Origin of the sequence: Devosia sp., from assembly GCF_017307565.1 — a bacterium.
In the GTDB taxonomy this organism is placed as follows: Bacteria; Pseudomonadota; Alphaproteobacteria; order Rhizobiales; family Devosiaceae; genus Devosia.
Genome location: NZ_JAFKHD010000521.1, coordinates 1 through 2,330, shown reverse-complemented (window position 1 = coordinate 2,330; position 2,330 = coordinate 1). Strand labels below are relative to the sequence as shown.

The window sequence follows — 2,330 nt, the reverse complement described above, 5'->3', positions numbered from 1 at the left end:
CGATGTCACCCCGGCGTTAGGCCGGGGCCCATCTTGAGATCTCGGGCTCGGTCCCGGCCTGCGCCGGGGTGACAATCGAGTTTGGGATGACTCAGGCCGGTGCGGAAACGACCTAGACCACCACGATGCCGTTGTGCTTGGCCTTGTCTTCGGGCTCGACATGGATGGTGATCTGCACGTCCTGCACCGCATCGCGCAGCTTGGCTTCGATGCCATCGCAAATGGTGTGGGCCGCCTCGACGCTCATGGCGCCGGGCACGACGAGGTGGAAGTCGATGAAGATCAACTTGCCGGCCTGGCGGGTGCGAATGTCATGGGCCTCGATGGCGCCATCGGCGTTCTGGGCGATGACTTCGCGGATGGTCTTTTGCGTCTCGGTCGGCACGGCAACGTCCATCAGGCCGCCAACGCTTTCGCGAATGACGCCCCAACCGGACCATAAAATGTTGAGTGCGACGAGGCCCGCCAGCACTGAATCGAGTGCGGCAATGCCGGTGAGATAGACCAGGATCAGGCCAATGATGACGCCGAAGGTCGAAACGACGTCGGTCATCAGGTGCTTTGCATCGGCCACGAGCGCCGGCGAGCGGACACGGCTGCCATAGCGCTTGAGATACCGCGCCCATGCGACGTTGATCAGCGAGGCACCGATGCTGATGGCAAGGCCTTCCACCGGGGCCTCGGGGAGTTTTGGCTCCATGAAGCCGTAATAGGCTTCCCGCAGGATCAGCACGGCGGCGATGATGATCATGACGCCAACCAGCACGGCCGAGAAATACTCGGCCTTGTGATAGCCATAGGGCAGGCTCGCATTGGCAGGGCGCTGAGCGAGGCGAACGGCGATCAGCGCGGCAATGGCGGTGACGACGTTGACGATCGATTCGAGCGCATCGGAATAAAGCGCGATCGAGCCCGTGAGCCACCAGGCGATGAGCTTGAGCCCGAGCACACCGATGCCGACGGCGAGGCTGGCCGCGGCTATGGCAAGAGTGCGGTCTGTGACGGCCATGGCGAAGACTCCGGAAGGGATCGAGTTTCGGCCATAGCTCCATTGCTGGATTCTCGCAAGTCATTGTATTTGCGAGTGATTTTCAGAAGCATTTCCATCTGTGACAGACGCTGGCAAGCCCTTGATTGCGCAGACTCTTTGCTAGTCGCGCGCGATGGCAGCTTCGCCCTTCATCGTTAATGGCAGGCCGGCGGCGACGAAATAGACGTCGTCGCAAATCTCGGCGAGCCGCTGATGGGCGGAACCGGCGAGATCGCGAAATGTTCGGGCGGTAGCATTGTCGGGGGTGACGCCAAGCCCGACCTCCTGGCTGACGAGGATCACCTTGGCGCTTCGAAATTCCATCAGGGTCGCGCAGAGTTCGCTGACCGCAGTGGCGACGTCTCCACCGGTCATGAGCAGGTTGGTGATCCACAGGGTCAGGCAGTCGACGAGGATGGCGTCGTGCTCCTTGCCCGCTTCCAGAATTGCGTGCGAGAGCTGCAGCGGCTCCTCGCGGGTTGCAAAGCGGCCAGCGCGCTCGGCCCGGTGGCTCTCGACCCGTGTCCGGATATCACTATCCATTGCCTCGGTCATGGCGAGATAAAGGGGCTTGCTGCCTGAGCGCAGGGCCAGCCGCTCGGCAAAGGCCGTCTTGCCTGAGCGGGCCCCGCCCAGAACCAGTGCATGACGCATGGATATTCTCCTTGCTCCCATCGTCGCCGCATAAACGAAAGGCGGCCGCTAACCCGATAAAACCCGCAGGCTGGCCGAGACGTTCCCATCACCGTGGCGATGTGGAGGGAACCTGCCATGCAAAACCTGTCCTTGGCTGGTCGTTTTTGTCCGATATGCTACTTTCGTCTTATCAGCTTTCGCATTATGGTCCGCGCCGAAATGACACCTTAGGGTGTGGCTCCGCGCCGGAGCAGAGACCAGGTCTTGCTCCGGCTCTTCCAGCCCATCCCCCTTATGGAGAACCTGCGTGCCCCGATATTATCTTGGCGTCGACGGTGGTGGCACCAATTGCCGCGTGCGTTTGGCCGACGAGAATCTGGTGACGCTGGCCGAAGTGAAAAACGGCCGTTCCAATCTGCAGATCGATGCCGGCGACCCCGCCTATAAGGCGATCAGCGACGGCACCCGCGACGTATTCAAGGCAGCCGGCGTCGATTATGCCGAGACTGCCAATACCTATGCCTGCTTCGGCATGGCGGGCGGCCGCATGGATACGGCTCGCGCCGAGTTTGCCGCGCGGCCGTGGCCCTTTGCCGGCGTAAAAGTCTATGACGACATCGACATCGCCCATGCCGGCGCGCTCGGTGGCGGCGAAGGTGGCGTC

General features: G+C 62.0%; 2 protein-coding genes and 1 pseudogene. 1 reads left to right on the top strand and 2 read right to left on the bottom strand.

Going from position 1 to position 2,330, the window contains the following annotated elements; genetic code table 11:
• Positions 1-112: 112 nt before the first annotated feature.
• Positions 113-1,009 carry a cation diffusion facilitator family transporter gene (locus tag J0I64_RS22490; RefSeq protein ID WP_291412514.1) on the bottom strand — a complete coding sequence of 299 codons (897 nt, stop codon included), beginning with the start codon at positions 1,007-1,009 and terminating at the stop codon, positions 113-115.
• A 141-nt stretch (positions 1,010-1,150) separates the two neighbouring features.
• Positions 1,151-1,684, bottom strand: coding sequence for a bifunctional adenosylcobinamide kinase/adenosylcobinamide-phosphate guanylyltransferase (cobU, locus tag J0I64_RS22485; RefSeq protein WP_291412512.1), 534 nt, complete (start codon positions 1,682-1,684; stop codon positions 1,151-1,153).
• 289 nt (positions 1,685-1,973) lie between these two features.
• Between cobU and J0I64_RS22480 the strand changes: the two are divergent.
• Positions 1,974-2,330, top strand: a pseudogene (locus J0I64_RS22480) (hypothetical protein); the annotation flags it as partial.

Excerpts from the sequence above, each read along its gene's own strand:
- J0I64_RS22490 (WP_291412514.1), bottom strand. The coding sequence starts at position 1,009 with ATGGCCGTCACAGACCGCACTCTTGCCATAGCCGCGGCCAGCCTCGCC.
- cobU (WP_291412512.1), bottom strand. The coding sequence starts at position 1,684 with ATGCGTCATGCACTGGTTCTGGGCGGGGCCCGCTCAGGCAAGACGGCC.